Annotated in this window: 18 protein-coding genes; 15 read left to right on the forward strand and 3 right to left on the reverse strand. The window is 54.1% G+C overall.

What is annotated here, in order from left to right:
* Positions 1-60 precede the first annotated feature (60 nt).
* The 12 genes from RG807_RS11110 to RG807_RS11165 all read left to right on the forward strand — a co-directional run bounded on the left by RG807_RS11110 (position 61) and on the right by RG807_RS11165 (position 11,599).
* Positions 61-426 (forward strand): CidA/LrgA family protein, encoded by a 366-nt coding sequence (locus RG807_RS11110; RefSeq protein WP_309044951.1) that lies wholly within the window; start codon positions 61-63, stop codon positions 424-426.
* Entirely contained in the window at positions 419-1,141 is a 723-nt protein-coding gene (locus RG807_RS11115; RefSeq protein WP_309044952.1) for an LrgB family protein, read from the forward strand. Before RG807_RS11110 ends, RG807_RS11115 begins: the two co-directional genes overlap by 8 nt.
* 167 nt (positions 1,142-1,308) lie before the next feature.
* Positions 1,309-2,871 (forward strand): ABC transporter substrate-binding protein, encoded by a 1,563-nt coding sequence (locus RG807_RS11120; RefSeq protein WP_309044953.1) that lies wholly within the window; start codon positions 1,309-1,311, stop codon positions 2,869-2,871.
* 96 nt (positions 2,872-2,967) lie between these two features.
* Complete coding sequence (locus tag RG807_RS11125) at positions 2,968-4,017, forward strand: ABC transporter permease (protein ID WP_298453090.1); 1,050 nt, start codon at positions 2,968-2,970, stop codon at positions 4,015-4,017.
* The gene (locus tag RG807_RS11130; RefSeq protein WP_298453087.1) at positions 4,014-4,946 is read left to right on the forward strand and encodes an ABC transporter permease; all 933 of its coding nucleotides are present in this window, start codon (positions 4,014-4,016) and stop codon (positions 4,944-4,946) included. Before RG807_RS11125 ends, RG807_RS11130 begins: the two co-directional genes overlap by 4 nt.
* A 2-nt stretch (positions 4,947-4,948) precedes the next feature.
* Complete coding sequence (locus tag RG807_RS11135; RefSeq protein WP_309044954.1) at positions 4,949-5,959, forward strand: ABC transporter ATP-binding protein; 1,011 nt, start codon at positions 4,949-4,951, stop codon at positions 5,957-5,959.
* On the forward strand, positions 5,956-6,966 hold the full coding sequence (locus RG807_RS11140) for an ABC transporter ATP-binding protein (RefSeq protein ID WP_298453081.1): 1,011 nt from the start codon (positions 5,956-5,958) through the stop codon (positions 6,964-6,966). The genes RG807_RS11135 and RG807_RS11140 overlap by 4 nt, the downstream gene beginning before the upstream one ends.
* Before the next feature lie 108 nt (positions 6,967-7,074).
* A complete protein-coding gene (locus tag RG807_RS11145; protein ID WP_309044955.1) occupies positions 7,075-7,989 on the forward strand; it encodes a LysR family transcriptional regulator in 915 nt (304 codons plus the stop codon).
* Positions 7,982-9,274: a Xaa-Pro dipeptidase gene (pepQ, locus tag RG807_RS11150; protein ID WP_309044956.1), complete on the forward strand. Its 1,293-nt coding sequence runs from the start codon at positions 7,982-7,984 to the stop codon at positions 9,272-9,274. Before RG807_RS11145 ends, pepQ begins: the two co-directional genes overlap by 8 nt.
* Positions 9,275-9,372: 98 nt before the next feature.
* Positions 9,373-9,579 carry a bacterioferritin-associated ferredoxin gene (locus RG807_RS11155; RefSeq protein ID WP_298453072.1) on the forward strand — a complete coding sequence of 69 codons (207 nt, stop codon included), beginning with the start codon at positions 9,373-9,375 and terminating at the stop codon, positions 9,577-9,579.
* A 182-nt stretch (positions 9,580-9,761) separates the two neighbouring features.
* Complete coding sequence (bfr, locus tag RG807_RS11160; protein WP_298453070.1) at positions 9,762-10,238, forward strand: bacterioferritin; 477 nt, start codon at positions 9,762-9,764, stop codon at positions 10,236-10,238.
* 8 nt (positions 10,239-10,246) lie between these two features.
* Positions 10,247-11,599, forward strand: coding sequence for a phosphohexomutase domain-containing protein (locus tag RG807_RS11165; protein WP_298453066.1), 1,353 nt, complete (start codon positions 10,247-10,249; stop codon positions 11,597-11,599).
* Between the two features lie 183 nt (positions 11,600-11,782).
* Here RG807_RS11165 and RG807_RS11170 read toward each other — a convergent pair whose 3' ends face one another.
* Both RG807_RS11170 and RG807_RS11175 read right to left on the reverse strand, forming a co-directional pair.
* Positions 11,783-12,907, reverse strand: coding sequence for a phospholipase A (locus tag RG807_RS11170; RefSeq protein ID WP_309044957.1), 1,125 nt, complete (start codon positions 12,905-12,907; stop codon positions 11,783-11,785).
* A 13-nt stretch (positions 12,908-12,920) separates the two neighbouring features.
* Positions 12,921-13,259 carry a hypothetical protein gene (locus tag RG807_RS11175; RefSeq protein ID WP_298453062.1) on the reverse strand — a complete coding sequence of 113 codons (339 nt, stop codon included), beginning with the start codon at positions 13,257-13,259 and terminating at the stop codon, positions 12,921-12,923.
* 198 nt (positions 13,260-13,457) lie between these two features.
* Here RG807_RS11175 and RG807_RS11180 point away from each other — a divergent pair, with 198 nt between their 5' ends.
* Entirely contained in the window at positions 13,458-13,871 is a 414-nt protein-coding gene (locus tag RG807_RS11180) for a c-type cytochrome (protein WP_309044958.1), read from the forward strand.
* Positions 13,872-13,920: 49 nt separating this feature from the next.
* Here RG807_RS11180 and rep read toward each other — a convergent pair whose 3' ends face one another.
* On the reverse strand, positions 13,921-15,939 hold the full coding sequence (gene rep, locus RG807_RS11185; RefSeq protein ID WP_309044959.1) for a DNA helicase Rep: 2,019 nt from the start codon (positions 15,937-15,939) through the stop codon (positions 13,921-13,923).
* Between the two features lie 146 nt (positions 15,940-16,085).
* Here rep and RG807_RS11190 point away from each other — a divergent pair, with 146 nt between their 5' ends.
* Together RG807_RS11190 and RG807_RS11195 are read left to right on the forward strand one after the other, a co-directional pair.
* Positions 16,086-17,822: a putative bifunctional diguanylate cyclase/phosphodiesterase gene (locus RG807_RS11190; protein ID WP_309044960.1), complete on the forward strand. Its 1,737-nt coding sequence runs from the start codon at positions 16,086-16,088 to the stop codon at positions 17,820-17,822.
* A gap of 47 nt (positions 17,823-17,869) precedes the next feature.
* A complete protein-coding gene (locus RG807_RS11195; RefSeq protein WP_309044961.1) occupies positions 17,870-20,227 on the forward strand; it encodes a Tex family protein in 2,358 nt (785 codons plus the stop codon).
* Positions 20,228-20,270: the final 43 nt, after the last annotated feature.

Raw genomic sequence — 20,270 nt, forward strand, 5'->3', positions numbered from 1 at the left:
GTATCAAGATGTTGATTTGCGGTAGTGTAAAGCAATTCTGTAAGTGGTGAGTAAGACGACATGCCGATGTTGCGTGGTTTTCTGATTCTGGTTTTGTTTTTCCTGCTTGGTGAGGCCTTGCGGGTACTTTTCCTGTTGCCGGTCAGTGGCGGCGTGCTGGGCATGATTCTTATGACATTATCATTAATGCTGCGGGGCAGGGTGAATGATGACCTGGCAACGGCAAGTCAGGCGCTGATCTCCGTGCTGGTGTTGCTGATCATGCCGGGTGTGGTGGGGGTGTTCTTCCTGGCGTCACAATTCTCAGGGCAGTGGCTGGCGGTTGCTGCTGCCTTGTTGCTGGGCACCTTTCTGAGCGTCCTTACAACACTGCTGGTCATGAAGGGCGTGCTTCGTTTATCGGCACAGAGACGCTCCAATGACTGAGTTCGTCAGCCGTTTTATCGCGATTCCCGACTTGCTTGCGGCCAGCCCGATACTCGCAATCGGGCTTACCTTGACCGCATTTTTTGTCGGAAACTGGCTGTTTGCGCGCATTGGCAAGCCATTATGGATGCCGCCAGTATTGCTCTCCGCAGTAATTTTATCGGCAGTGATTGCGGTGTTATCCATTGATTATGTTCGTTATCAGGAGGGGGCGCTCTGGATTACGGTGTTGCTCGGGCCGGCAACTGTCGCTTTGGGGATTCCCCTGTATCAGCAAATCCATCATATCCGGGCTCTGTGGCTTCCGATTGTGGTTACACTGCCGCTGGCGGCCACAATGGCGGCGGTGTATGCCGTGGTGATCGCATGGACATTAGGTGCTACGCCTGAGGTGCTGGCGTCACTGGCCCCTAAGTCTGTAACCGCGCCGATTGCCATAGGTATTACCGAACAACTGGGTGGATCTGTGGCGCTGATGATGGGTGGGTTGCTGATTACCGGAGTGGTTGCAACGTTGTTTGTTGATCTTTTGGCGAAGTGGTTGCCGGTGGAGGATGAGCGCATTCTCGGGTTTGCCTTGGGCCTCAATGGTCACGCGATAGGCACAGCCAGAGCCTTCGAGATCAGCCATACCGCTGGCGCTTTTTCTTCTCTGGGGATGGGGCTTACAGGCGTGTTTACGGCGCTGATCCTGCCGTTGGTGTTTCGCCTTTGAGAGCGCGATACGCCTATCGAATTCGCCGTCATTCAGTTCGCGCATAGCTGCAAGTTGTAATTTCGATTGCCGTAAGTAGTTTCCGGGACTAGTTTCTAATACAGGCGTCCGGTGCGCCCGAGGTTCGGTGCGCCGTAAAAACTCGTAAAACAACGACGGAAAACGCAATGAAAAAACTACTCGCAGCTTTTATTGGTTCCCTTGCGCTGGCTAGCGCGCCAGTTGCTCTGTCTGCTGAGGCGACAAAAGAGCTTAAAATGGCGTACGACGCCGATCCGGTAACCCTCGATATTCATGAGCAGCTCTCCGGCGGCATTCTGCAGCTATCCCATATGTCTTTTGATCCGCTAGTACGCTGGACCAAAGACCTCGATTTTGAGCCCCGCCTTGCTGAAAGCTGGGAGCGTGTTGATGAGAACACCATGCGCTTCAAGCTGCGTGAGGGGGTGAAGTTCCATTCCGGCAACGAACTCACCACCAAAGATGTGAAGTTCACCTACGATCGCCTGAAGGAAAGCCAGGACTTCAAAGCCATCTTCAAGCCCTTTAGTGGCATTAATATTATTGACGATTACACCTTTGAACTGGTAACCAGCGAGCCATTTCCGCTACTGCTCAATACCGCCACCTACATCTTCCCGCTGGACAGCGAGTTTTATTCCGGTGAAACAGAAGACGGCAAGATGAAGGGCGCTATCCTGAAGCACGGTAACTCTTTTGCTTCCGGTAATCTGTCAGGTACTGGTCCCTACAAGGTGACATCCCGCCAGCAGGGCGTGCGTATGGAATTTGAGCGCTTTGCGAACTATTGGGATGAAGAGTCCCCAGGTAACGTAAAGAAAATCGTGCTGACACCAATCAAAGAGAACAATACGCGGGTTTCGGCACTGCTGTCTGGCGGTGTGGATTTTATCGCCCCGGTACCACCTACCGATCTTGATCGCATCAAGCGTGATAAGAACTCGGAGCTGGTTACCATGAGCGGTACCCGCATCATCCTGTTTCACATGAATCAGGATCGGGTTGAAGCCTTCAAGAACCCAAAGGTTCGCCAGGCGGTCGCTTATGCCATCAATCAGGAAGGCATTGCAGCCAAGATCATGAAAGGCTTTGCCACACCTGCAGCTCAGCTGTCACCGGCTGGCTACCAGGGTTACAACGAATCCTTGAAACCACGCTATGACGTGAAAAAGGCCCAACAGCTGATGAAAGAGGCCGGCTATGAAGACGGCTTCACCATCACCATGATGGCGCCGAACAACCGCTACGTGAACGATGACAAGATCGCGCAGGCAGCAGCTGCCATGCTGGCCCGTATCAACATCAAAGTGGATCTGAAGACTTTGCCAAAAGCTCAGTACTGGCCGGAGTTTGATAACCGTTCTGGCGACATGATGCTGATTGGCTGGCACGCAGATACGGAAGATTCTGCCAACTTCTACGAGTTTCTGACCTTCTGCACAGAAGCGGGCAGTGGCGCAGGCCAGTACAACGCCGGTAACTACTGCAACCCGGAAATCGACGCCTTGGTAGCAAAAGCCAGCGTAGAGACCGATATTGCCAAGCGCACCGCCATGCTGCAGGAAGTTGAGCAGCGCCTATACGACGATGCCGCGTTCATTCCGCTGCACTGGCAGGATCTGGCTTGGGCCAGCAAGAAGAACGTGAAGATTGAGCCGATTCTGAACGTTATGAACTTCCCTTATCTGGGTGATCTGGTCGTAGAGTAAAGGGGAAAACTGCCCCCCTCTCTCCAACCTCTCTCCCGCCTTTCGTTAGGTAAAGGGAGAGAGGCTTTTTAAATACTCATCAGTGGTAATTCCTGCATGTTAGCGTTTTTGGTTCAACGCATTTCCCAGGCAGTGTTGGTCATGTTCGTGATCAGTGTGATCGCCTTTGCCATTCAGGATGGCCTTGGTGACCCGCTTCAGGAAATGGTCGGCATGTCTGTTTCCATGGAGGAGCGCGAAGCCCTGCGTGAAGAACTGGGGCTGAATGATTCCATGGTGGTTCAGTACCTGCGCTTTGCGGGCAAAGCCATTCAGGGCGATTTGGGCAACTCCTATTTTTACGGCAAGCCAACGCTCACAGTGATTGCAGAGCATCTGCCGGCCACTCTGGAGTTGGTGATCGGTGCCAGCCTCATCATCATGCTGTTGTCTGTACCCATTGGCGTTTATGCCGCCATCCGGCCTCAGGCCTGGTTGGCCAAGTTTTTCATGGGCGTGAGCACGGTAGGAATCTCCATTCCTGTGTTTCTTACGGCCATTGTTCTTATCCAGATATATTCCATTGGCATTACCGTTGAGTGGTTTCCTGTAGATTCCGGTTGGGGCCAGTGGCTGAACGGTGCCTTGAGTACTGATGGCGGCATGCCCTCCTACGGGCGTGGCGATGACCTGAAGCACCTTTTTGGAACCTGGAATTCCGGCTTTTTCTCAGAGCTCGGGCTGATGCATCTCGTATTGCCCTGCGTCTCCTTGGCATCCATCATGCTGCCGCTGTTTATCCGCCTGATCCGTGCAGAAATGATGGAAGTGCTGCAAAGCGATTACATTCGTTATGCCCGGGCAAAAGGCCTGAGCTCGGCACGCATTAACTTTCTCCATGCTCTCAAGAACACCATGTTGCCAGTCATTACCGTAGGTGGTGTGCAGGTGGGTGTTATGGTGGCTTACACAATTCTTACGGAAACCGTGTTCCAGTGGCCCGGCGTTGGGTTGATGTTTCTGGAAGCCATTACCCGAAGCGATATTCCTCTGATCGTCGCCTACCTGATGGTGGTGGGGCTGATTTTCGTGATCACTAACACACTGGTGGACCTGGTTTACGGGCTGGTGAACCCCACGGTGAAACTGACAGGTAAGAAAGCATGACAACGGCGACCCTCTCCCGCTGGAATCGCTTTCGCGAGTCCTTCCTTTGGTACAGCTTCAAGCGCGACAAGGTGGCGATTGCCAGCTTTATCGTTTTGCTTTTGATGGTGTTTGCAGCTGTATTCGCGCCACTGTTCGCGCCAACGAATCCTTACGACCTGGCGCAGATCGATATCATGAACTCGGAACTGCCGCCGGTGGGTATGTCCGGGGCTGATCCGGCCTTCCCTCTGGGTACTGATGCCCAGGGCAGGGATATGCTCTCTACCATTCTTTACGGTACACGGGTGTCCTTGTTGATCGGCTTTGGCGCGGTGGTGCTGCAGGCGGTGCTGGGTATATTGTTCGGCCTGCTGGCGGGCTACATGGGCGGCAAAGTCGACTCTATCCTGATGCGGATTGCAGATGTTCAGCTTTCCTTCTCCACCCTGATGGTTGCCATCATTGTGGGCGCGGTGTTCAAGGCCAGTTTCGGCAACCTGATGTTTGGTGAAATCGCCATTTACATGCTGATTTTTATTATCGGTGTAGCTGAATGGCCGCAAATTGCCCGAACCGTTCGGGCGTCTGTGCTGGCGGAGAAAAAGAAAGAGTACGTAGATGCGGCCAAGGTGATGGGCTTTCGCACCAACCGCATCATGTTCCGTCATATTCTGCCCAACACGCTGTCGCCAATTTTTGTTATCGCAACGGTGCAGATTGCTAACGCGATTATTTCCGAAGCGGCTCTGTCGTTCCTTGGCTTGGGTATGCCTGAAACCCAGCCGTCGTTGGGTTCTCTGATCAAATCCGGCTTTGATTACATTCAAAGCGGTTCCTGGTGGATAACTCTGATTCCCGGCCTGGTGCTGGTCGTGCTCGTACTGGTCATCAACCTTTTGGGTGACTGGTTACGGGATGTGATGAACCCACGGCTGTACAAGGGCTAACTATGAAAAGCGACACACCACTGTTGGAAGTAAAGAATCTGGATGTTCGCTTTGCCGTTCGCGGTGGCGATCTCACGGCCCTGCGCGGAATCAGCTTCAGCCTCGATAAAGGGGAGCGGTTAGGATTGGTAGGGGAGTCTGGTGCCGGTAAATCGGTTGCAGCCTTCTCGATCCTCAATCTGATTGCCCGCCCCGGTTATATTGCTGGCGGGCAGATTTTGCTGGAAGGCAAGGACTTGGCGGCCATGAGCGAGCGCGAGCTGCGCAAGATCCGTGGCAATCGCATTGCCATGATCTTCCAGGACCCCATGATGACGCTCAACCCGGTGCTGACCATTGGCACCCAGATGGTTGAAGCTATCAAGGCGCATCGCCGAATCAGCACCAAGGCAGCGCGGGATATAGCACTGGATAAGCTGCGCAAGGTGCAGATCCCCTCGCCGGAAAAGCGTCTCGACCAGTACCCTCACGAGTTATCGGGCGGTATGCGCCAGCGTGTGATCATTGCCATCGCCTTGCTGCTCGACCCGGAAATTATCGTGGCTGATGAGCCCACTACCGCACTGGATGTGACCATTCAGGCGGAAATCATGGCGCTGCTGCTGGATTTGTGTGAACAGGAAAATGTGGCGCTGATGCTGATTACTCACGATCTGGGTGTTGTTTCCCAAGTCACCCAGCGCATGTTGGTGATGTATTCCGGGCGCATTATTGAACAAGGCCCCACGCGGGAAATTATTAACGACGCCCAGCATCCCTACACTCAAGGGCTGATTAATGCGTTGCCGCAGATGGGCGAGCCAGGTGCGCGTTTATTCCAGATTCCCGGTTCCATGCCCTCTCTTAAAAACGTACCTACTGGCTGTCCCTTCCACCCGCGCTGTGATTTTGCAACCGACCAGTGCCGGCAAACCATGCCGGAGTATGTGCGATCGGGGAATGTGGATGTGGCGTGTTACGAAGTCAGCAATCTGATTGAGCAGGAGAAACGCATGCAGGAGGCCGGATCATGACCTCCCCGTTGGTAGAAATTCGCGGGCTGGAAAAACGGTTTGATTTGTCTGGCAGCCTGCTCGAGCAGATAACCTTCAAGGGCGGCCGATTCCAGCGCAAGCAGGAAGCCGTTCATGCCATTAACGGTGTGGATCTGCAGGTGCACAAAGGTGAGGCTTTGTGTGTGGTGGGTGAATCCGGCTGCGGCAAGTCTACGGTTGCCCGAACGGTGATGGGGTTGTTATCACCCAGCGCAGGCGAAGTTCATTACGACGGCCAGCGTATCGACAACCTCAAAGGCCGGGATGTACTGCCGTACCGCCGCAAAATGCAGATGATCTTCCAGAACCCCTATGCCTCCCTGAATCCCCGCATGACGATTCAACAAACGTTGGAAGAACCGATTCATTTCCATCGTCCTGAGCTGTCCCGAGATGAGGTGCGCGGCAAGGTGCAGGAGGTTATGGCATCTGTGGGTATCGACCCGGATTGGGGTAGCCGGTTTGGCCACGAGTTCTCCGGCGGTCAGCGTCAGCGTATAGCCATTGCCCGTGCTCTGGCGGTAGACCCTGAGTTTATTGTGGCGGATGAGCCTATTTCGGCTTTGGACGTATCCATTCAGGCTCAGGTGCTGAACCTGCTGATGGAGGCGCAGGAAACCCGCAATCTAACGTATCTGTTCATCACCCACGATCTGGCCGTAGTAGAGCACTTCGGCACCCGTGTGGCAGTGATGTACCTCGGGCGCGTGTGTGAACTTGCAGAAACAAAAACTCTGTTTGCCGAACCCCGGCACCCATACACCCAGGCGTTGCTTTCGGCTATACCCAAGCTGGAAGACGACAGGCCTAATTACATTCGCCTGCAAGGTGAAGTGCCAACGCCAGTGAACTTGCCTTCTGGCTGTGTGTTTCATGGTCGTTGCCCCTACGCCAATGACCGCTGCCGCCAGCAAATACCCCAATTGATCACTACGGATAGCGGCACACAAGTAGCTTGCCATGCGGTGGAGGAAGGGCGGCTGTAAGCGAGCAGGTTTTAAGTGTGCGGTAGCAATAGGCTATGATGCGCCCAACGATTAAGCCTTAATCGAAATCGCCTACTGCACACTTACCTGTCATTCGCTGGGGAGCCCATGGAAATACGTTGGCTGGAAGACTTCATGGTGCTGGCCCGTGCGCGCCATTTTTCCCGTGCCGCTGAACTGCAGCACGTAAATCAGCCCACGTTCAGTCGCCGAATCAAACTGCTTGAAGAGGCCATGGGTGCCACGCTGGTTAACCGGCAGACATTGCCCTTGTCTCTGACACCCGCCGGGGAGATGTTTTTAGAGCTTTGCCAGCGAACGACTCGGGACGTTCGGGACGTTCGGGGGCAGATTGCCAGTATGGAGGCAGAAGTCTCTGCGCGAATCAGTGTGGGCTCAACCCAGGGACTGTTTTCTCACTTTTACCAGAGCTGGGCCCGTGCAGCGGGCGTAGCAGACAGGCTTCAGCTGAACCTGAAGGCGACCAGCTGGATCGGGGAGCAGTTTCTGGATGCTCTGGATAGTGGAGAATGTGATCTGGTGCTGTGTTATTGGCATCAGGATTTGCCTTGGGGTGGCCGGTTGAGTCGTGGTGAGTATGAATCTATCACCCTGGCCAATGAGTCATTGGTCCCCGTCAGTGTTGTGGCAGAAAACGGTGAGCCCCGATTCTCCTTGCCGGGGGCCGCAGGCCAAACCGTACCGCTGATTGCCTATCACTCACGGGGCTTTTTGCAATCTGCCATTGAGGCGCATCTGTCACGCTGCGAACAATCCGTAAACCTGCTGCCGCTGAATGAGAATACTCAATCGGCCAGTATCAAAGCACTCGTGAAACAGGGCTTTGGTATGGGTTGGCTGCCCAGTCGGATGACAGAAAAGAGCGAGCAGTTCGGCAGTTTGACCCGAGCCGGCGACGAGCGCTGGGATGTGCCGCTGGAGATTCGTTTGATCCGGTTGCGGGAACCTCGTTCAGAAGACCTTTTAACCCTCTGGAAAACACTGGATAACCACCATGCCTGAAACCGACCTGCTATCTCTTCAGATTGATCACGTGGGTATTCTGCAGAAGCGCTATGAACAGGTTCTGGAGGATCACGGTTATGACGGCCTGCTGATCAGTTCCGGTGCTGCCCCCATGCGCTACGGTGATGATCAGGCCTGGCAGTTCCAAGGTTATGGACCTTTCCTTCACTGGACAGGGCTCACGGGTTTTGAACATGCCTGGCTACTGATTCGTAAAGGCAAAAAACCAGTGCTCTCTCTGCATAAGCCCGAGGATTTCTGGCATGCAAGCCTTGAAATCCCACAGGAGCCTTGGCTGGAAAAGTTTGATCTTCGCTTCAATGAAAGCCAGTCGGCGCCTGAGCTGAAAGAAATGAGCCAGCTTGCGATTATTGGCGATCCTTCTTTGCTTGCAGGCTTGCCGGGTGATGAAAACCCCGGTTCTCTATGTGCAGCGCTGGACGAAACGCGGGTGCACAAAACAGCCTACGAAATAGCCTGCCTGGCCCAGGCGAACAAACTGGCAATGGCTGGCCATCATGCTGCTCGCGATGCATTTCTGGCGGGCGCCAGTGAATTTGAAATCAACCTTGCTTATCAGCGAGCAACGCAGCAACGTGAAGCTGAGGCGCCCTATAGCAGCATTATTGGAGTGAATGAGCACGCAGGCACTTTGCACTACCAGTATTACGATACGGCAGTACCCGTTAAATCCCGCAGCTTGTTGATAGATGCCGGGGTGCGCTACCGGGGCTATTGTTCCGATGTTACCCGTACCACCGCGGGTGTTGGCGAAGGGCGATTTGCAGCACTGGTGCATGGTCTTGAGCAATTGCAGTTCAGGCTCTGCAAGATGGTTGCCCCGGGTGTTGATTACCTGGATATTCACCGCAAAACCCACTTTGGCATTGCAGCACTATTGAGTGCAGCAGGGATAGTGGACGGCTTGAGCGATGAAGAGTTGGTTTCTGAAGGCCTTACCCGGGCCTTTTTCCCCCATGGCATTGGCCACTTCCTCGGCGTGCAAGTGCACGATGTGGCCGGCAAACCGGTAGCGCCCCCTGCCGATGCACCTTTCCTGCGCCTCACGCGCACATTGGAGCCCGGTATGGTGGTGACCATCGAACCAGGCTTGTATTTCATACCGTCTTTGCTGGAGCCATTACTATCTGGCCCACTCGGGCACCACATCAACCGGCCGTTGCTTGATGAGTTGCAGGGGTGCGGCGGCATACGCATAGAAGACAACGTAGTGGTAACCGACACAGGGTGCCGCAACCTGACTCGGGAGGCCGAAGCCTGAAACAACCCGTTGCACAAAATTAACACAACACGCTTGCAATCTTTGATGCTAATGATAATAATTATCACTATCTTTAGTGTTGATGGTGAGATTGCATTATGTACGTATGCCTATGCCACGGAGTGACAGACAGAGACATCCGAGCAGCCGCAGATAATGGTGTTTCCTCGATGCGTCAGCTTGGTAAAGAGCTTGGCGTAGGCACCCAGTGCGGGCGTTGCGCCAGTATGGCGCGGGGCATACTGCGAGAAAGCCGCTCACCGGATTACCTGGCCCTGGCGAACATGCTGGCAAGCCCCGCCTGACCCGACTGGCCTTTATTTCCTTTCTGCAATTTTGTAATGCGCCGTAACGCGCTATCCTTGTCGGGTGACGAGAGAGTTAGTCAACCAGAGCGTTGAAGGCTCACCGAACCCGAATCAAACAGCCGGGCAGGCCTTTCGTCAGTGAAGGGAGAATGAGCCGGCTGAGATCAAGGAGTGCTGCAATGAAAGGCGACAAGAAAGTCATCCAGTATCTGAACAAAGTCCTTGCCAACGAACTGACGGCCATCAACCAGTATTTCCTGCATTCGCGCATGTACAAAGATTGGGGCATCACCAAACTCGCGGCCAAGGAATACGAAGAGTCCATCGATGAGATGAAGCACGCTGATCAGTTGATCGAGCGCATCCTGTTCCTGGAAGGCCTGCCCAACCTGCAAGATCTGAACAAGCTGATGATTGGCGAGAACGTTGAGGAAATGATCGCCTGCGACCTCAAGATCGAACACATCGCCCATGTGGATCTGAAAGAAGCCATTATCTACTGCGAAGAAGTGCAGGACTTCACCAGTCGCGAGTTGTTCCGCAGCATCCTCGATAGTGAAGAAGAACACATCGACTGGCTGGAAACCCAGCTTGAAATGATCAGCCAGATGGGCATCCAAAACTATATCCAACTTCAGTCTTCTGCATCGGAGTAAACCAGACAATGGATTTGTCCTGTTTCAAAGCCTATGACCTGCGCGGCAGTGTTCCAGAGCAGTTGAACCCGGTTCTGGCAGAGCGCATCGGGCGAGCCTACGTGGAAATCACCGGCGCCAGGAAGGTTATTGTCGGATACGACATTCGCCTCTCAAGCCACGAAATCACTGAAGCCTTGAGCTCGGGCTTGATGGCCGCAGGTGCGGATGTATTCGATATTGGCTTGTGCGGCACAGAGCACGTGTACTTTGCTACCAACCATTACGGAATGGACGGCGGCATTATGGTGACTGCCAGCCACAACCCCAAAAACCACAACGGAATGAAAATGGTTGGGCCGGGATCCCGCCCTATCAGCTCTGACAATGGTCTGAACGACATCCGCGACAGAGTGCGAGAGCCCTTTGGGGATGCGCGGGTGCAAGGGCGTTATGAGCCACTGGAAGTCACCAGTGCCTACATAGATCATCTTTTGGGTTATGTAGACGCGGCTGCCCTGAAGCCCATGAAAATTGTCGTTAACGCCGGCAATGGTGGCGCTGGCCTGGTGATCGACCAACTCGAAAAGCATCTGCCTTTTGAATTCATCAAAGTGCACCACCAGCCAGACGGCAACTTCCCTAACGGCGTACCCAATCCCATCCTCGAAGAAAACCGCGCGGCCACAGCCGACGCCGTCATCGAGCACGGTGCCGCCATGGGCATCGCCTGGGACGGCGATTTCGACCGCTGCTTCTTCTTCGACGAAAACGGCCGCTTCATTGAAGGCTACTACATCGTTGGCCTGCTGGCAGATCAGTTCCTGCGCAAAACTGGCCCCGGCAAAGTCATCCACGACCCAAGGCTGATCTGGAACACCCTGGATCTGGTAGAGGCTGCTGGCGGCAAAGCCATCGAAAGCAAAACCGGCCACGCCTTCATCAAACAGCGCATGCGCGACGAAGACGCCGTATACGGCGGGGAAATGAGCGCCCACCACTACTTCCGCGACTTCGCATACTGCGACAGCGGCATGATCCCGTGGTTGCTGCTCGCCGAACGCCTGTGCCAGTCCGGTAAGCCGTTCTCATCCCTCATCGACGCCCGAATCGAAGCCTACCCGGCCAGCGGCGAAATCAACCGCACCATCGATAACCCCCCTAAGGTCATCGCTGCGATTGAAGAAAAATACGGCGCCGACGCAAAGAGCGTGAGCTATGTAGATGGCTTAAGCGTGGAATTCGACAACTGGCGCTTCAACCTGCGCATGTCCAACACAGAGCCCGTCGTTCGCTTGAACGTGGAATCCCGTGCTGACATACCACTGATGAAGGCTAAAACTGAAGAGTTGCTTGCAGAAATGGAGCGGTTGAATAAGTAGTTGCGATTGATTAAGTGGCCGTGAGTGGAAGCTAGGTCGGCCACCTGATCTGGCGCTGGGATGTCGGTGGGGCGGCGGTCGGAAACTGTGCGAAGCCATGGATGGCGTAGCCAAGCGTACACGGACGTATCCACAGCGTGTTTCCGACCGCCGCCCCACCGGCAGCCCGGCCAGGCACCAAACTCAAAGCCAATCGTTCAGCATAATCCCAAGCCCAAACCGCTCAATCCGATGATTGTAGTCAATCAGACTCTCCCCATACCCATTGTAATACTGGAAGAACCCCTTAATCGTACCCCCCAACGGAAAGCTATAACCAAACTCCACCGACGTGCGATTATCCGAACGCAAATTGTTCATCAGATTCAAAGAGAATGTCCGATCCTCGGCAAGCTTATAAATCACGCCGTAGTTCGCATGCCCAAGATACCGCTCGATATCCTCATTATCATCTTTACTGTCTTCAGGAATCCGATACCAGGGCTCAACAACAAATAGCCAGCGCCCACTCGTAAAGCCGGCGCTGGCTTTCACCCTGTTCCAACTCCGTGAACGGGGCTCCGACTGCCCATTAGACTGGTGATTCATCCCAATCGTCACACCACTCAGGGTTACCGCTCCCAGATTCCAGTTGGTCTGATGCCGCAAAAAAACCTCCGGCTCATAGTTGGTCTCTCGGAACGGCGCAGAATCATCCTTGTTATACACCTGCCAGAAAGAACGCTGTGTATAACCGAACCATAACGTCGTGCGGTCCTCCAGCCAGCCCGTCAGCAAAGGAACCTTGAAACTTATTTGATACTTGGCTTCCTCATTTTCGAGTTCGTAATCGTAACCTGTCGTCCCCAGTCTGGGGCTGGTTGGTGTTTGGTTGGTGTCATCCATCCAGGTAACCGGGAGGATATAAGAGGGGCGGTGGCTGATAAAACTGCCTGAAAAGGAAAACAGCGCTTTTTCTGCATTAACGCTGCGATCCACCATGTTGCCCATTACGTTTCGGTCAGGGTCATCTTCGTCTGATGCTGTACCCGTATTCTCCAGATTCTGACGGTCAGGCGCTAAATTGTCAGCGGCCTCCTCGGCTTCCTCAATCTGTTGCTCCGGTGCAGTGTCTCGTGCCATTTTGGGATTATTGAACGAGTCGTAACAGGCTAGGCGCGGCACGCCTTCGTTTATCAGCGCGCAGTCTTTCGGGGAGGAAAGCCCGTGTTCTCCGGCGTGCGAATCCCCCTGTGCAACCGCCAGTGTTGGCCACAGACAGGCAAGCGCAGCTGCCTTTGAAAGCATGGCATAAGGGCGTTTGAGCATATTCGAGGTCTCTCTATGTTGCATTGAGGCTGAGCCAGGTACTGGCAATGCCGTAAACCCAAACTCCGATAAGGGTGAGGGCCAAGAGCGCAAAAACAAGCTTATGTCGGAGCTGGTTTTCGGCACTTGCTGCCACAACCCAGCGTAGATACATAAGACCAATAAAACTGATGAAAACACCAAGGCTTGCAATAGCGGGTATCAGCAGCCACGCCGGATTGATACTATGGCCGGTATCTGTCTGACTTGAGAACCAGCCCATCGATGTCAGCAACACTGCCAGCGCGCTGAACTCTGTGATCAGCAGCGCCTTGCGCAGGGGATGTGGGGAGGGTTTCTCCGGGTTATTCATGGGTCGGATCCTGGAAATACTGAGTAAGCTGCAACATGGTAACCGGATGGCCAGAAAGAGTCTCCACGCTTACGTAATGGCAATATAAATGGTGGAAATCAATTTATGATTTTGCTATTCGGTTTTTTTGCCGGGATTCAGTCGCTATAATGCGGCAACCAAAGATTATAACGCTCAAAGGCGAGGTGCATTGTGAAGATGAAGAGAGTCCTGGCTGTCGTACTGCTTGGTTTTGGCATTACGGCCGGTGCCGTCATGGCAAGTGTTGATGATGAAATCCGTGCGCGCATTCAGCCAGTTGGCGAAGTGTGCCTGCAGGGTGAAGAGTGTGGCGAAGCTGCGGCAGCTACCCAAACGGCAAGCTCCGGACCTCGCTCAGGTAGCGAAGTCTATGGTGCTGTATGTCTGGCATGCCACACCACCGGCGCTGCAGGTGCACCGGTTATCGGCAACGCCGGTGACTGGGCTCCTCGTATTGACCAAGGCATGGATACTTTGATCGATCATGCCATCAATGGCTTTAATGCCATGCCAGCTAAAGGTGGCTGTGCCAGCTGTTCAGATGAAGAAATTGTTGCTGCGGTCGAGCATATAGTGGCTGAGAGTAAGTAACGTCAGCATCTTTATTACAAAAACCCCGCTCCGGCGGGGTTTTTGCGTTTTATAACCCTAAATCACCAATCAGGGCGCTTAAGGTTGCTTTGCCCTTTTTCTGGTTCGCTTCAACATCCAGATCGCCTGTGCCCTCCCAGCGCACGTCGTCCGGGGGCAGTTCATCCAGAAACCGGCTGGGAATAGTTTCGATTTTTTCGCCATATTGCCTGCGTTGGGCGGCGTAGGTCAGGGTGAGGGTTTCTTTTGCGCGGGTAATGCCCACGTACATCAGGCGTCGCTCTTCTTCTACGTTGCCTTCTTCAATGCTGGATCGGTGCGGCAGGATTTCTTCCTCCAGCCCCAGAATAAATACGTGAGGGAACTCCAGGCCCTTCGATGCGTGGAGTGTCAGCAGTTGTACTTTATCGCTGTCATCCTCTTCTTCTCGCTGCTCCATCATATCGCGTAGAATCAACTTGGTGATGGCGTCTTCTATGCCCAGCTCATCGGCAGTGCCCTTGCCGTCCTCCAGCATGCGCTGGATCGACTCCACCAGATACCAGATGTTCTCCATGCGGCGTCCGGCCTGTTTCGGCGTGCCGGAGTGCTGGTGCAACCATTCTTCATACTCGATATCCGTGAACAGCTGCTTGATAACCGGCACCGGGTTTTCGCTGTGCAGGCGCTCGCAGGTGACATCCACCCAGTGGGCAAAGCGGCGCAGACGGTCCAGCCCCTTCTCGGTTACGTGGGATTCCGCCCCCATGTCACTCAGGGATTTAAACAGGCTGACGTTGCGCGCCCGGGCGTAGTGGCTCAGCTGTTCAAGGGTGCGAGGGCCGATTTCACGCCGCGGTACATTCACTACTCGCAGGAATGCGGCGTCGTCATCCGGGTTAATCAGCAGGCGCAGGTACGACATGGCGTCCTTGATTTCGTTTTTTGAGAAAAACGATTGCCCTCCCGAAATGTGATAGGGAATCTGGTAAGCCTGCAGCTTCATTTCCAAAAGCCGGGCTTGGTGGTTGCCTCGGTAAAGCACCGCAAAGTCCTTGAACGCCAGCCCCTTTTTCAACTTTTGGTCGAGGATTTCCGTGGCCACCCTTTCGGTTTCTGCGTCTTCGTTACGGCACCGTACAATGCGGATTTCGTCACCGATGGTGTGGTCGCTCCAAAGGGCCTTTTCAAACACGTGAGGGTTGTTGGCAATAACCGTGTTGGCAGCCCGCAAGATGCGCGATGTGGAGCGGTAGTTCTGCTCAAGCTTTACAATCTTCAGGCTCGGGAAGTCTTCCTTCAATTGCGCCAGGTTTTCTGGCCGTGCCCCTCGCCAGGCGTAAATGGATTGGTCATCATCGCCAACAACGGTGAACGCCGCGCGCTCGGCAACCAGCATTCTCACCAGTTCGTACTGACAAATGTTGGTGTCCTGGTACTCGTCCACCAGCATGTAGCGTATTTTTCTGCGCCACTTGGCTAGCACCTCGGGGTTGTTTCGGAACAACTGCACGGGCAGCAAAATAAGATCGTCAAAGTCGACCGCGTTGTATGCCTTCAGGTACTCGTTATAATGCTTGTACACAATGGCAATACGCTGCTCCCGCTCATCCGCCGCTTTGCTGTAGGCTTCCGCTGGCCCCCGCAAGGCGTTTTTCCAGGACGATATGGTCATCTGAACATCGTTGAGCTCGTCGCCGGCATCGGCGCTGGCCTCCCGAAGCATCAGGTCCCGTATCAGGGCTTTGGCATCTTCTGCATCGAAAATAGAAAATCCCGGGTGGTAGCCCAGGTGGGCATGTTCCTCCCGGATCATGTTCAGTCCGAGGTTGTGGAAGGTGGAGACAATCAATCCGCGAGCCAGTTTACGGTCGACAATCCGGCTCACCCGTTCTTTCATCTCACGGGCCGCCTTGTTGGTGAATGTAACGGCCGCAATGTGGCGCCCCGGAATGCCAAGGTGTTCAATCAGATAGGCGATTTTGCGGGTGATTACGCTGGTCTTCCCGCTGCCGGCGCCGGCCAGCACCAGCAAAGGGCCGTCGGTGTAGCGGACTGCTTCATTTTGTCGCGGGTTGAGTTTGTTCACAAATACATTGCCAGAATGGTTTGAGACGGGGGTTGTCTTACTAGGACATTAGTCTACACCAGCCAGACTTCCTGTACCTTGTCGATCTATCAGCTATTCTTTTAACAGAACAGGATTGTTGTTCACGTACCCATGGATTCTGCTTAATGACCTTGCCACTGGAAACTGTTGGCTCAGACCAGCTTCGTCTTCTGGTTCTGACACCGGATTATACCGATTTTCTCTGGCTCAACGCTTTGTTGGCGGATGAGCCTGAGATCCGTACGGATTTAACCTGGTGTCCGGAGCTTTTGGATTGTGACGATCTTATCCGCAACGCGAAGTTCGATGTTCTGGTTTGGGATGTTGCATTCCATGGTGGCCCTGAATCCTCATTTTTGCAGTATCTGGCGGTTGCCAGCGGCGATCGGCCGATATTGGCGCTGGGTGCGGAAACGTCCCGTGAGCGTGCGGCAAGCCTTATTTCTGGTGGTGCATCCGATTATTTGAGTCGTCAGGAACTTGATTCCTGGAATTTTCGCCGAGCAGTAAAATGCCTCTGGTATCAGGAGCAGTTGGCGAACTCGGCCCACAGCCTCTTGGGTCGGGGGGTGGCGAGTGGGTTCATTAACCGGGATCTGTTTTTTGACAGACTGCAGCAAGCGTTACACAGGGCTCAGCGCGGGAACCACCGGCTGGCGCTTTTGCATCTCAACATTGATGATTTTCGCAGTATTAACGAATCCTTTGGTTATCAGAAAAGCGATCAGCTGATGATCAAAGTAGCTGCTAAGGTTCGACTGGCGCTGCGTCGTGTGGATTCTCTGATGCGCATCGGCGGAGACGAACTCGCCATTATTGTTGAAAAGCTTGAAGATACTTTGGACATCACCCAGATTATTCGCAAGATTGTGCAGGTGCTGGATGAGCCAATATCAATTGATAGCCAGAGTGTAGTTGTCAGTGCCAGCCTGGGAGTGGCTACTTTTCCGGAGTCCGGAGACAGCCCCGAAAACCTCATGCGCCGGGCAAACCGGGCGATGTTTGAGGCCAAGCGGGATCCTGGTAGCAGTTACCGCTTTTACGACCGACAGCTGCACATTTCTGCCGGGTACCAACTCAGACTGGAAGCGGACCTTCGCAATGCGCTCAGGGGCGATGAGCTGGAGCTGTATTATCAGCCAAGAATCGATCTGGCCAGTAACGAGGTGCGTGGTGTTGAGTGCCTGTTGCGCTGGAACCATCCAGAGCGTGGTTTGGTCGGGCCCGACGAGTTCATTCCTGTTGCCGAGCGCAGCGGCTTGATCGTTCCGATTGGTTATTGGGTGATCGAGCAGGCCTGCAAGCGCCTGCAGGAGTCTGCAGAAATCGGGTACCCCGGTTTGGTGTTCGCGGTGAACCTTTCGTTCCGCCAGTTTCATGATAGAAAAATGACAGAAACGATATTTCGCATCATTTTCAATGCCAACGTTGATACCAGTTTGCTGGAACTGGAATTAACGGAAAGCGCAATGATGCACGACCCTGAATACGCACAACGTTGCCTGCGGGAGCTTAACCAGCTGGGTATCAGTTTCGCCCTGGATGATTTTGGCACTGGCTATTCCTCTCTCAGTAATCTTCAACACCTACCAATCTCGCTGGTCAAAATTGATAAGTCGTTTGTGCAGGATCTTGGTAAGTCTGCGGATGCCGAGCACATTATCCGTGCGATTATCAGCCTGGCTCATAGTCTCCAGATCAGTGTGGTCGCCGAAGGCGTCGAAACGGAAGGCCAGCTTGAGTTTCTGCGCCAACAGCACTGTGATGAAATACAGGGTTACTATTATGCCCGCCCCATGCCCTGGGTTGACCTTGTGCAATTCCTGAACAAGCGTGGCGAGTCCGCTTGCCTGCAACTGTAAGCCGCTGTACCTTTGCTGCTTTATCAGAAACGCATCACAGAGGTTGCATGAACAGTATCTCCAGGCGCATAGCGGACGAACTCGGCGTACGCGAGCAACAGGTTAATGCCACCGTCGCCCTGCTGGACGAAGGCTCCACCGTTCCTTTTATTGCCCGCTACCGAAAAGAGGTGACGGGTTCTCTGGATGATAGCCAGTTGCGGTCGCTTGAAGAGCGCCTGCGCTATCTCCGGGAACTGGAAGATCGTCGCAGCACCATTCTCAAGAGTATTGAGGAGCAGGGTAAACTGACCGACGAACTGCGTAGCAGCATTGAAAGTGCGGATGCCAAGAACCGGCTAGAGGATCTGTACCTACCCTATAAGCCAAAACGCCGCACCAAAGCCCAGATTGCCCGGGAGGCAGGTCTGGAGCCTCTGGCCGATGCGTTGTATGGCAATCCTACCCTTGAGCCGGAAGCCACAGCTGAAAGTTATATCAATGCGGATGCAGGCGTTGCAGACACCAAAGCTGCCCTCGACGGCGCCCGCTTTATCCTGATGGAGCGCTTCGCCGAGGATGCAGAGCTGTTAGGTGAGCTGCGCGATCTCATCTGGCAGCAAGGCCAGTTAAGAGTCACCGTGATTGAGGGCAAGGAAAACGAAGGTGCCAAATTCCGGGATTACTTCGATCATGTAGAGCCCTTGAAAAAAGTGCCTTCACACCGTGCTCTGGCAATACTGCGCGGTCGCAACGAAGGCATTCTTTCCTACACGCTGGCTGTAGGCGATGTGGAAGATGATCGCCGTCAACCGCACCCCGCTGAGCAACGTATTGCAGCCCGCTGGAACATCCGGGACAACGGCCGTGCCGCCGATAAATGGCTGTCAGAAGTGGTGCGCTGGACCTGGCGGGTAAAGCTGTCCACTCAGATCGAAACAGATCTTATGACCCAGGTACGTGAAGCGGCCGAAACCGAAGCCATCAACGTATTTGCTGCTAACCTGAAAGATTTGCTGTTGCTGGCGCCCGCTGGGCCCCGTCCGACCCTTGGCCTGGACCCTGGGCTACGCACTGGTGTGAAAGTTGCCATCATTGATGGCACCGGCCAGGTAGCAGGGCATGGGGCTATTTTTCCCCACGCGCCTAAAAATCAGTGGGACAGCTCAATCGAAAAACTCGCAGCCTGGTGTCGTGAATACAAAATTGAGTTGGTGGCCATCGGTAATGGCACAGCTTCCCGTGAGACCGAAAAGCTGGTGGGCGATCTTACCAAGCGTTACCCGGAGCTAAAACTGGCGCGCATTGTTGTGAGTGAGTCTGGAGCATCAATCTATTCTGCTTCCGAGTTTGCGTCCAAGGAATTGCCCGATCTGGATGTGACCATCCGTGGTGCTGTCTCCATTGCCCGGCGGTTGCAGGACCCACTGGCCGAACTGGTGAAAATTGAACCCAAGTCAATTGGAGTTGGCCAGTATCAACACGACGTATCTCAGGTTCAGCTTTCCCGCAGCCTGGACGCAGTGGTTGAGGATTGTGTGAATGGTGTTGGCGTTGATCTGAACACAGCCTCCACACCGTTGTTGGCAAGGGTGTCGGGTCTGAATCAGACCATTGCGCAGAATATCATCGAATTCCGCAACCAGAACGGCATGTTCCGCAACCGCAAACAGCTGTTGAAAGTGCCCAGGCTTGGCGCACGCACGTTTGAGCAGGCTGCAGGCTTTCTGCGCATCGCCAGCGGTGAGAATCCATTGGACCGCTCATCGGTGCACCCGGAAGCTTACGGAGTGGTTGAGAGCATTGCGGCAAAGAATAACCGGAAAGTTGATAACATTGTTGGCGATTCCGCGTTCTTGCGAGGTCTGAATCCCCAGGATTACGTAACAGATCAGTTCGGTGTGCCGACCATTCGGGATATTCTCTCCGAACTTGAAAAACCTGGCCGTGACCCGCGCCCTGAATTCCGCTCTGCAAGCTTTGAAGAAGGCGTGGAAACACTGGGCGATCTCGTACCAGGCATGATTCTGGAAGGTTCTGTTACCAACGTGACGAATTTTGGCGCGTTTGTAGACATTGGCGTCCATCAGGATGGGCTGGTGCATATATCGGCACTTTCCCATACCTTTATCAAAGACCCCCGGGAAGTCGTCAAGGCCGGGGATATTGTTAAGGTCAAGGTGATGGAGGTGGATATCCCTCGCAAGCGGATTGCACTTTCCATGCGTATGGACGACCAGCCAGGTGAAAAGTCGGAGTCGAAGCGCTCGGCGCCGGGCAAGTCAGCCAGCAACCGTGCGGGGCAGCCGGCAGGCCGACCAGCACCACAGAACCAGAATAAGGGTGCTGGTCAGAACGCCGGGCAGGGTGCCATGGGGGGCGCATTGGCTCAGGCATTTGCGTCGGCTCGTAAAGACAAGCGTTAGCTCGTTTAAAATATATCCAACAGCCGGCACCGCCCACAAGGCA

The organism is Marinobacter sediminicola, assembly GCF_031157525.1.
In the GTDB taxonomy this organism is placed as follows: Bacteria; Pseudomonadota; Gammaproteobacteria; order Pseudomonadales; family Oleiphilaceae; genus Marinobacter; species Marinobacter sediminicola.

Bases quoted from the DNA above. Each gene is read 5' to 3' on its own strand.
- pepQ (WP_309044956.1), top strand. From the start codon at position 7,982: ATGCCTGAAACCGACCTGCTATCTCTTCAGATTGATCACGTGGGTATT.
- RG807_RS11195 (WP_309044961.1), top strand. From the start codon at position 17,870: ATGAACAGTATCTCCAGGCGCATAGCGGACGAACTCGGCGTACGCGAG.
- RG807_RS11180 (WP_309044958.1), top strand. From the start codon at position 13,458: ATGAAGAGAGTCCTGGCTGTCGTACTGCTTGGTTTTGGCATTACGGCC.
- RG807_RS11115 (WP_309044952.1), top strand. From the start codon at position 419: ATGACTGAGTTCGTCAGCCGTTTTATCGCGATTCCCGACTTGCTTGCG.
- RG807_RS11175 (WP_298453062.1), bottom strand. From the start codon at position 13,259: ATGAATAACCCGGAGAAACCCTCCCCACATCCCCTGCGCAAGGCGCTG.
- RG807_RS11130 (WP_298453087.1), top strand. From the start codon at position 4,014: ATGACAACGGCGACCCTCTCCCGCTGGAATCGCTTTCGCGAGTCCTTC.
- RG807_RS11140 (WP_298453081.1), top strand. From the start codon at position 5,956: ATGACCTCCCCGTTGGTAGAAATTCGCGGGCTGGAAAAACGGTTTGAT.
- RG807_RS11155 (WP_298453072.1), top strand. From the start codon at position 9,373: ATGTACGTATGCCTATGCCACGGAGTGACAGACAGAGACATCCGAGCA.
- RG807_RS11170 (WP_309044957.1), bottom strand. From the start codon at position 12,907: ATGCTCAAACGCCCTTATGCCATGCTTTCAAAGGCAGCTGCGCTTGCC.
- RG807_RS11125 (WP_298453090.1), top strand. From the start codon at position 2,968: ATGTTAGCGTTTTTGGTTCAACGCATTTCCCAGGCAGTGTTGGTCATG.
- RG807_RS11165 (WP_298453066.1), top strand. From the start codon at position 10,247: ATGGATTTGTCCTGTTTCAAAGCCTATGACCTGCGCGGCAGTGTTCCA.
- RG807_RS11145 (WP_309044955.1), top strand. From the start codon at position 7,075: ATGGAAATACGTTGGCTGGAAGACTTCATGGTGCTGGCCCGTGCGCGC.
- RG807_RS11110 (WP_309044951.1), top strand. From the start codon at position 61: ATGCCGATGTTGCGTGGTTTTCTGATTCTGGTTTTGTTTTTCCTGCTT.
- RG807_RS11120 (WP_309044953.1), top strand. From the start codon at position 1,309: ATGAAAAAACTACTCGCAGCTTTTATTGGTTCCCTTGCGCTGGCTAGC.
- bfr (WP_298453070.1), top strand. From the start codon at position 9,762: ATGAAAGGCGACAAGAAAGTCATCCAGTATCTGAACAAAGTCCTTGCC.
- RG807_RS11135 (WP_309044954.1), top strand. From the start codon at position 4,949: ATGAAAAGCGACACACCACTGTTGGAAGTAAAGAATCTGGATGTTCGC.
- RG807_RS11190 (WP_309044960.1), top strand. From the start codon at position 16,086: ATGACCTTGCCACTGGAAACTGTTGGCTCAGACCAGCTTCGTCTTCTG.